Origin of the sequence: Lentzea aerocolonigenes, assembly GCF_000955955.1 — a bacterium.
Taxonomy (GTDB): Bacteria; Actinomycetota; Actinomycetes; order Mycobacteriales; family Pseudonocardiaceae; genus Lentzea; species Lentzea aerocolonigenes_A.
In genome coordinates, this window is sequence record NZ_JYJG01000560.1 from 1 (window position 1) to 8,232 (window position 8,232).

10 protein-coding genes and 1 pseudogene are annotated in these 8,232 nt (G+C 68.2%); 4 read left to right on the plus strand and 7 right to left on the minus strand.

The genetic code is table 11. The features are described from left to right. Positions 1-20 precede the first annotated feature (20 nt). From UK23_RS46890 to thyX, 3 genes are all read right to left on the minus strand, one after another. Complete coding sequence (locus tag UK23_RS46890) at positions 21-1,460, minus strand: serine/threonine-protein kinase (RefSeq protein WP_045318349.1); 1,440 nt, start codon at positions 1,458-1,460, stop codon at positions 21-23. Between the two features lie 71 nt (positions 1,461-1,531). Further along, positions 1,532-1,933 (minus strand): ACT domain-containing protein, encoded by a 402-nt coding sequence (locus UK23_RS46895; RefSeq protein WP_045318350.1) that lies wholly within the window; start codon positions 1,931-1,933, stop codon positions 1,532-1,534. 5 nt (positions 1,934-1,938) lie between these two features. Then, a complete protein-coding gene (gene thyX / locus UK23_RS46900; RefSeq protein WP_045318351.1) occupies positions 1,939-2,643 on the minus strand; it encodes an FAD-dependent thymidylate synthase in 705 nt (234 codons plus the stop codon). A gap of 57 nt (positions 2,644-2,700) precedes the next feature. Here thyX and UK23_RS46905 point away from each other — a divergent pair, with 57 nt between their 5' ends. Together UK23_RS46905 and UK23_RS46910 are read left to right on the plus strand one after the other, a co-directional pair. Continuing rightward, positions 2,701-3,207, plus strand: a complete 507-nt coding sequence (locus tag UK23_RS46905) for a toxin-antitoxin system HicB family antitoxin (protein ID WP_045318352.1) — start codon at positions 2,701-2,703, stop codon at positions 3,205-3,207. 5 nt (positions 3,208-3,212) lie between these two features. After that, positions 3,213-4,112 (plus strand): DUF4097 family beta strand repeat-containing protein, encoded by a 900-nt coding sequence (locus UK23_RS46910; protein ID WP_045318353.1) that lies wholly within the window; start codon positions 3,213-3,215, stop codon positions 4,110-4,112. A 32-nt stretch (positions 4,113-4,144) separates the two neighbouring features. On the opposite strand, the gene UK23_RS46915 is transcribed toward UK23_RS46910, so the two are convergent. The 3 genes from UK23_RS46915 to UK23_RS46925 are packed head-to-tail and all read right to left on the minus strand — an operon-like array spanning position 4,145 to position 6,255. Then, on the minus strand, positions 4,145-4,639 hold the full coding sequence (locus UK23_RS46915) for a hypothetical protein (RefSeq protein ID WP_045318354.1): 495 nt from the start codon (positions 4,637-4,639) through the stop codon (positions 4,145-4,147). Positions 4,640-4,657: 18 nt separating this feature from the next. Then, positions 4,658-5,266, minus strand: coding sequence for a TetR family transcriptional regulator (locus UK23_RS46920; protein WP_196778194.1), 609 nt, complete (start codon positions 5,264-5,266; stop codon positions 4,658-4,660). Between the two features lie 5 nt (positions 5,267-5,271). Then, on the minus strand, positions 5,272-6,255 hold the full coding sequence (locus UK23_RS46925; RefSeq protein WP_045318356.1) for an aldo/keto reductase: 984 nt from the start codon (positions 6,253-6,255) through the stop codon (positions 5,272-5,274). Between the two features lie 126 nt (positions 6,256-6,381). Between UK23_RS46925 and UK23_RS46930 the strand changes: the two genes are divergently transcribed. Together UK23_RS46930 and UK23_RS46935 are read left to right on the plus strand one after the other, a co-directional pair. Beyond that, positions 6,382-6,924 carry a winged helix-turn-helix domain-containing protein gene (locus UK23_RS46930; protein ID WP_045318357.1) on the plus strand — a complete coding sequence of 181 codons (543 nt, stop codon included), beginning with the start codon at positions 6,382-6,384 and terminating at the stop codon, positions 6,922-6,924. Next, positions 6,921-7,793, plus strand: a complete 873-nt coding sequence (locus UK23_RS46935; protein ID WP_045318358.1) for an SRPBCC family protein — start codon at positions 6,921-6,923, stop codon at positions 7,791-7,793. The genes UK23_RS46930 and UK23_RS46935 overlap by 4 nt, the downstream gene beginning before the upstream one ends. Positions 7,794-7,961: 168 nt before the next feature. Here UK23_RS46935 and UK23_RS53465 read toward each other — a convergent pair. Beyond that, positions 7,962-8,232, minus strand: a pseudogene (locus UK23_RS53465) (hypothetical protein); the annotation flags it as partial.

An 8,232-nucleotide genomic window follows, 5' to 3' on the forward strand; every position in this document is an offset into this window, starting at 1 on the left:
CCCGGACTTCGATACAGGCCCTAGTTGTCCTTCTTCGCGCTGATGGTCGTATTCAGCTGACTGCCGTCCTTTTTGCTCGCAACGCAGTAGATGCGGCGCTGCGCGTTGTCGTTCTTGTCCTTCTTCCACGCGGTGTCCGTGGGGACGAGCGTCGACAGCTTGAGCTTGGCGCCGTCCTTGATCCACGCCGACTTCAGCGTCAGCTCGCAGCGGGAGACGCCGAACGTCTTCAGCACCTCGACGCCGGGATAGGTCGCGTCGGGCAGGCTCGACTGCACCGGCAGCGTCTCGGTCACGTCGAACACCTCGAAGTCGTGCGGCTTGTCGCACTCCTCGCGGGTGTCCGAGTCGAGCTGTTTGGTGGGAGCGACCTGGCCGTTGCCGCACACGTTCTCGGAGAGGCCGAAGACCGGGATCTCGCCGCCTTCGCCGTACGTCAGCGCGGCGCTGCTGCTGCCGGTGGGCGACGTGAACCAGCTGTGCGTGTAGATACCGCCCGTGAACGCCAACGCGGCGATAGCAACCGCGCCGACCAACGCGATGATGCGATTGCGCTTCTTCTTCGCCGGGTCGACGGCAGGCGCCTGCTGGTACTGCTGGGTCTGAGCCGGTGGAATTCCGGTGGGCGGCGTCGGCTGGTTGCCGATGCTGCCGAGCATGGCGCGGGCCTGCGGACCGGACAGCCGCGCGTTCGGGTCGGCGATGAGCAGACCGGTGATCACGGCACCGAGCACGCCCGTCGCACGCGTCAGCCGCGGCGTCTCGCTCATGATCGCGTGCAGCGTCGAGGCCGTGGAGGAGCGCTCGAACGGGCTCCAGCCCTCGACGGCGTAGCAGAGGGTCGCGCCCAACGCCCACAGGTCGGACGCCGGGCCCGCCTCGTGGCCGTGGATGCGTTCCGGCGCCATGTACGCGGGCGAGCCGATGAGGCTGCCGCTGGTCGTGAGGCGCGGGTCGTCGACGGCCTGGGCGATGCCGAAGTCGGTGAGCTTGAGCTTGCCGTCCGGGCGGACCATCAGGTTGCCGGGCTTGACGTCGCGGTGCACGATCCCGGCCTGGTGCGCGCTCTCCAGCGCCGTCAACGCCTGCAGTGCGATCGAGACGACCTGGTTCGGCGGCATCGGGCCGTGGGCGCTGATCAACGTCGACAGCGTCGCCGCCTCGACCAGCTCCATGATGATGTACGTCGTGCCGTTCTCGTTGATGGCGTCGTACACCGTCACGATGGACGGGTCGTTGAGCTTGCCGGCGGTGCGCGCCTCACGCAGAGCGCGCTCTTCGAGCACACGGCGTTCCTCGTGAGCGATGCCGTCCGGCAGGTGCAGTTCCTTGATCGCGACGAAGCGTCCGATGTGGCGGTCCTGCGCACGCCACACGATGCCCATGCCACCGCGGCCGAGCTCCGCTACCAGGGCGTACCTGCCCGCGATGACGCGCGGTTCGACTGCCTGTCCGTGCAACGTGCGCTCCTACGACCGATGAACCGGGGCGTTGAACGGTACTTCAGACCGTGCAACTGGGGGATCGGTTCCTAGACTTCCGGCGCTACAACCAGTTCGTGACCTGCGGCACGCAACGCCAGCACAGCGCGACCGAGGTCCGTGTGCTTCACGAGCAGGTGGTCCGTGTCGTATGTGGACAGCGCGAACAGCGAGACGCCGGCCGCAGCCAACTCCCCTGCCAGCGCGGCCATGATGCCGGTGAGGGTGAACTCCAGCGGCCCGCGCACGGTGAGCAGCCGCCAGCCCTTCTCGGCGTTGTCCGCCGGCAGGTCGAACGACGAGGGCGCGATGATCGACATCTCGTCCGGCGTCCTGGTCACCGACACCAGCGCGTCGGTCAGGTCGAGCAGCCCCGAGGGGACCGGAGCGTCCGGCGCCAGGCGCGTGACGGCGTACTCGCCAGGGCGGACGTCCACGATGAGCCGCTTCATGGGCGTCAGCCTTCAACCACCAGTGGGCTTGAAGCAACTTCTGTGCCGTCCGGGAGTGTCGAGATGACGAAGTCCGCGAACGCGTTGGGCGCCGCCTTGGTCAGCTCGCGCAGGCACGCCACGGCCAGCTCGCGCAGTTCGACGTTGATGTGCTCGGTCGCGCGCATCGCGATGAAGTGCCGCCACGACCGGTAGTTGCCCGTGACGACGATCTCGGTGCCCGTGGCGTTGGGCAGCACGGACCGCGCGACCTCACGCGCGCGCCGCCCGTTGACGGTCTTCTCCAGGCTCTGCACCAGGTCCTCGTACACCTTGAGACTCGCCTCGGTGGCCGCGACGAACCGCGCGTGCAGCTCGGGGTCCTGGGCGATCAGCGACGGCTCGACGACATCGGTCGGGTCGGTGCGCTGGGACAGCTGCGAGTACGAGAAGTGCCGGTGCCGGATCAGCTCGTGGGTGAGCGACCGGGGCAGCTCGGTCAGGTACAGCGTCGCGCTGCCGTGCTCGAACGCGGCGAGGTGGCCCACGTCGAGCAGGTGGTGCAGGAACGTCGCGTTGGTGTTCGTCATGGGGTTCGAGCGGTCCCACGACTGGTAGCAGGCCCGGCCGGCGAACTCGACGAGCGCGGCGCCGCCGTCCGCGTCGGTCGTCCACGGCACGTCGTCCGGCGGGATGAACTCGGTCTTAGCCACCAAACGCACTCTCGGCATGCCTCGAGACACTATCTGACAGTTGCGCGACGCCAGATGTGACGTCATAGTGGTGTCATGGATCTGTCGCCGTACATCGCGTCACTGCGCGAGGACCTGGCGACGGCCGCCTCAGCGGGGGACGACAACACCCGTCGAACGGCCGCCGCGTTGTCCGCAGCGCTCGAGCCAGCCGCGCGACTGGCAATCATGAACGCACTGTCGGACCTGGCCGCGGAGGTCACCGCCTCCCTGGAAGGCCAGGTCGTGGAGGTTCGCCTGGCCGGCCGGGACGTCCAGGTGGTCGTCACGGGCTCCGCCGAGCCGGAGCCGGAACCCGCTCCGCATCAGGAGGTGCCGCTCGGTGACGCCACAGGTGACATCAGCCGCATCACCCTGCGCATGATCAACGAGCTCAAGTCGAAGGCCGAGGCCGCCGCGGCCGCTCAGGGCGTGTCGCTGAACTCGTTCATCCAGCAGGCCGTCGGGGGCGCGGTGCACGGCAAGCACAAGCATCACGGACACAAGGGGTGGCAGGGCAACACGGGCTCCGGCTCGCGTGTCCGCGGATGGGTGCAGGGGTGACTGGGATGACCGAGGAAACCGGACCGGCAGGCGTCGTGCGGCAGCAGAGCTTCGAGTTCGCGGGCATCGCCGAGATCGACATCTCGCTGGTCAGCGGCCGCGTGCAGGTGCACCTGGTCGACGATCCGGGCGTGCACGTCGAGGTGCGGCACGACCCGACCGCTGGCAACTCGTGGACCGAGGGCTTGTCCAGCGTGCTGAGCTGGGTCAGCGGCCAGTTCGGCCCGGACAAGACGAACGCTCCGGCAGGCCCCGAGGAGGCCGTGCGCGAGGCCCGCGTCGAACTGCTGGGCAACCGTTTGCGCATCGAGTCGTCGAAGGCGCTGCCATTGCGCGCGATGCCGCTCTCCGTCGTCGTGACGGCACCCGTGGGGTCACACGTGACGTCACGGACCGGCGCGGCTGACGTCATCGTCACGGGCGGTGCGGGCCGGCTCGACCTGAACACCGGCACGGGCACCGTCTCCGCGGACCGCGCGACCGGCGAGGCCAAGGTCAACTCGGGCGCGGGCACGGTCCGCCTCGGCACGATGCTCGCCTCGCTCAAGGCCAAGACCGGCAGCGGTGACGTCGAGGTGTCGTCGGTCGGCGGCACGTCCACGCTGATCACCGGCACGGGTGACGTGTGGCTGGGTGCCGTGCACGGCAACGTCCAGGTGCGCACCGGCAGCGGCGACCTGACCGTGGCCGACGCCGCGTCCGGCGAGATCCAGCTGGGCACCGGGTCCGGCAACATCCGCGTCGGCATCCGTCAGGGCACACTCGCCCGCATCGACCTGGTGTCGACGTCCGGCAACGCCCGCAGCGACTTCGACGTCTCGTCCGAGCCGCTCGGCGACGCCACGTTGAACGTCACGGGCCGCACGGGCAGCGGCAACGCACTGGTGACCGCCGCCGCAAGCTGACCGGGGGGTCGGAGGAGGGACGGCGTCCCCGGCTAGGGCTCCTGGAACGGTTTGGAGCCGCCGGGGACGTCGTCCGGAAACAGCGGCACGCGGATCTCGCCGGTCAGGAACTTCCTGGTGAAACTCGAGAAGCTGCCGTCGAACGACCAGCTCTGCCGCAGATCGGTGATCACGACGGTCCACTCGTCCGGCTCGCCGCGGGTGTACCAGAGGCAGTGGTCGCCGTTCACGGTCATGCCCCAGGGCAGCAGACCGGGCGAGTCCGGGTGCACCCGCAGACCTGGCTGACGGCGCAGCGCACGCAGCATCTTGGGCGCCTGCGTCATCCAGTTCATGAACGCGGCCCGCGCCGTCGGGTGCAGGATCCGCACGTAACCGCCGACGATCAGCGGCGGATAGGCCTCGGCGAGATGCACGAAGTCGCTGGGCAACGCCGTGCCCGCACGTGCTTTGACCGCGTCCCAGTCGACTGGGTCAGGACGCCGTTCTGGCGCTCCCAGCAGATCGATCCACTCGTCAGGCGGCACCGCTCACCTCCGTGACCCTCAAGCATCGCCTGCGGCACTCGGGATTCGGTTGTACCGCAGTCCGGCGACGAGCAGTGAGACGACGGCGTCGAAAGCGTCCTGAATGTGAGGATCCCCCCACTCCTGGGCGTGGGCCGGGTGGTGGAACATGTCGGTCGCGTCCCACACCGCCTTCGCCGTCGCGTTCACGTCATCGGTCACGAACTCCTGGGTATCCACTCCCGCGCGGATGATGCGCGCGACCTGACCCACCAGATGTTCGACGTGGTAGTCGGGGATGGTGCAGCTCTCGCTCACCAGCACGCGGAACGTCGCGAACAGCTCCGGTTCCTCGGTGTGGGAGCGCCGTTTCCTGTCGAACAGGTGCTGCAACCAGGCCCGCAGGTTGTCGGCGGCGCTCGCGTTCTCGTCGAGCACCGACTCCATCTCGACGTGAATCGCGTCGAGCCAGCGCCGCGTCACGGCCTCGCGCAACGCGGCCTTCGTCGGGAAGTGGCGGTAGACGCTGCCGTGGCTGACCCCGAGCGCCTTCGCGACGTCGACCACCGTCGCCTTGGCGGGCCCGTACCTGCGCAGCACCTCTTCGGTCGCCGCGAGGATCGCCTCCCCGGTCAACGCCTCCGCCACGTCGCTCACCTCTCGCTGTCCAGCATGGCCATCTGCTCCGCGGCGTACCGCGTGCCCGCAGCGGCCCCAACAGGAACAACGGCCTCGATCTCCTGCAATTCCCGCTCGGTGAACGTCACGTCGACGGCACCGATGGCCTCGCTCAGCCTCGCACGCTTGGTCGTGCCGACGAGAGGCACCACGTCCTCGCCGCGCGCCGCGACCCACGCGATCGCGAGCTGAGCGACCGTCACGCCCTTGTTCTTCGCGATCTCGCCGAGCTTCTCGACCAGCGCGCGGTTCTGGGCGAGGTTGTCGCCCTGGAACCTCGGCGTGTGGCCGCGCCAGTCGTTCTTGCCGATCTCCACCGGTGTGGAGGAGATCAGGCCGCGCGACAGCACCCCGTACGCCGTGATGCTGATGCCGAGCTCACGGGTGACCTGCAGGATCTCCCGCTCCACACCGCGCTCCAGCAGGCCGTACTCGATCTGCAGGTCGGCGATCGGGTGGACGGCGTGGGCGCGGCGGATGGTCTCCGCACCCACCTCGCTCAGGCCGATGTGGCCCACGAGGCCCTTCTCGATCTGGTCGGCGATGGCGCCGATGGTGTCCTCGATCGGCACGTTCGGGTCGAGCCGCGCGGGCCGGTAGACGTCGATGTGGTCGGTGCCCAGCCGCTGCAACGAGTAGGCCAGGAAGTTGGCCACGGCGGCGGGCCGTCCGTCGAACCCGAGGAACGCGCCTGCGTGGTCGCGCATGCCGCCGAACTTGACGCTGAGCTGCACCTCGTCGCGGCGACCCCTGATGGCCTCGCCGATGAGCATCTCGTTGTGCCCCATGCCGTAGAAGTCACCGGTGTCGAGCAACGTGACGCCGGCGTCCATCGCCGCGCGGATGGTCGCGATGCTCTCGTCGCGGTCGGCCGGGCCGTACGCGTTGGACATGCCCATGCAGCCCAAGCCGATCGCGGACACAACAGGGCCGGTGGCTCCGAGCTGACGCTTCTGCATTTCGAACCCCTTCGTCTTCGGTGACTTCCACCTTGCCCGATGGACTGACAGATTTCAATATCTGTCAGTCCATAGTTGTCCGCGCGATTGACAAAATAGTTTTGAACGTTCAAAGTTGTTTTTGCGATGAGAGACGTGATCTATCTGGACCGGATGGAGCAGGCCGAGACCCTGCTCAAGCCGCAGCGCGTGGAGGTGCTGCGGCAGCTCGCCGCGCCGCGCTCGTGCACCGAGGTCGCCGAGGTGCTCGACCAGACGCCGCAACGCGTGCACTACCACGTGAAACAGCTGGTCAAGGCCGGTCTGGCCACTCAGGTCGCCGAACGCAAGGTGCGCGGCGTCCAGGAAGGCCTCTACCAGGCCGTGGCGCGGTCGTACTGGCTGTCGCCGCGACTGGTCGGCCGGATCGGGTCGCGCGACGAACTGGCGCTGGGGCACCTCGTCGACCTGGCCGAGCAGATCCAGGTCGACGTGGCGGCGCTGAACCGCGACTCCGAACTGCCGTCGGTGGGCGTGTCCGGCGAGATCCGCGTCCGGCCGGAAGACCGTGCGCAGTTCCTCAGCGAGCTGCAGACGACGTTGCAGGACCTCTTCACCCGATACGGCGGCGCGGAAGGGGATGCGTTCCGCATCGCGCTCGCCTGCTACCCGAAGGGAGACAACCGATGAGCACCGGAGTTGTCCGCGTTCGCACGACCGCGCCCACGGCTCGGATCTACGAGGCCCTGACTTCTGCGGAGGGCCTGCGGACGTGGCTGGCCGAGCACGCCGCGGTCGACCTCGACCAGGGGACGTTCGAGTTCTGGGGCCGCTACACGCCGGACGGTGAGCGTGGCCGGCAGAAGCTTCTGAGCGCCGACGACACGTCGGTGAGCTTCTCGTGGTTCCTGTTCGACGAGGAGTACACGGTCACGCTGGGGATCGAGCAACGCGACGGCGAGACGCTGATCGCGATGACGCAGTCCCCGTACCCGTCGTGGGGCGAGGCCATGGGCGACGAGCGCAAGGAGATCGTGCAGACGTTCTGGGCGCTGACGCTGGCGAACCTGGTCGAGCACCTCGAAGGCAGGCCGGTGTTCGGGTTCTGCGACTTCACGACGCCAGAGCAGCGGTTCGAGACCGACATCGCGGCGACCCCCCAGGCCATCATCGACGCACTCACGGATCCCGACGCGTTCGCGCGGTGGTTCGGGACCCGGATGGAGATCGAGCCGTACGTCGGCGGCCGGTGGACGATGGGAAGCCTCGAGACCGACGAGTCCCCGGCGAAGATCGTCGCGCTCGACTCCGAGCACTTCAAGCTGGAGTTCCCGCACGGGATGGTGGCGTCCTGGGAGCTCAAGGGCTCGGAGGGCAAGACGCGGCTGACGTTCGTGCAGAGCGGGTTCGACGCCGGCAACCCGTCCTACGGGTCGTGGATGGGTTGGCTCAGCGGGTTCGCCGACCTGAAGCGGATGCTGGAGCTGCCCGACTGGCGTCCGATGTGGCATTCGTTCGACGTCCCCGGTTTGCCCGATGGCGTTCTCACTCTTGAATAATCGGGCGTGAAACAGGCGGGTGAGAGTCAGATCATTCGGCCCTCACCCGTTTGCGCCTGGCTTTCATCGGCGAAGGCTCGATAACTTCGGACACGTGCCTGCTTCAGCCCGAGTCACCGTCGCTGCTCTGCTGATCGCCTTCTCGGTGACGGCGTCGATCCTGTTCAGCTAGAACCAGGCCATGACCATGGCCGGTGAGGCCGCGAGGAAGCTGAACCTCGCGAAGCGGCCCACCAGACCGGTCGCCACGAACATCACCGTGGACATGCCCGCGAGCCCGGCCAGCACGCTCGTCGCCATGAACGGCGGCACACCCACCAACGCGCTGACGGCGTGCGTGCCGGCCATCCAGTTCGGATGCGCCTTGCACTTCACGTGGATCCAGTCGCCCCAGCGGTGCATGCGGGTGCCGGGCCCGAACCAGCGGGCGAGCTTGGAC

Coding starts and splice junctions, on each gene's coding strand:
- UK23_RS46925 (WP_045318356.1), bottom strand. CDS start 6,255: ATGCAGAAGCGTCAGCTCGGAGCCACCGGCCCTGTTGTGTCCGCGATC.
- UK23_RS46910 (WP_045318353.1), top strand. CDS start 3,213: ATGACCGAGGAAACCGGACCGGCAGGCGTCGTGCGGCAGCAGAGCTTC.
- UK23_RS46905 (WP_045318352.1), top strand. CDS start 2,701: ATGGATCTGTCGCCGTACATCGCGTCACTGCGCGAGGACCTGGCGACG.
- UK23_RS46935 (WP_045318358.1), top strand. CDS start 6,921: ATGAGCACCGGAGTTGTCCGCGTTCGCACGACCGCGCCCACGGCTCGG.
- thyX (WP_045318351.1), bottom strand. CDS start 2,643: ATGCCGAGAGTGCGTTTGGTGGCTAAGACCGAGTTCATCCCGCCGGAC.
- UK23_RS46930 (WP_045318357.1), top strand. CDS start 6,382: ATGAGAGACGTGATCTATCTGGACCGGATGGAGCAGGCCGAGACCCTG.
- UK23_RS46895 (WP_045318350.1), bottom strand. CDS start 1,933: ATGAAGCGGCTCATCGTGGACGTCCGCCCTGGCGAGTACGCCGTCACG.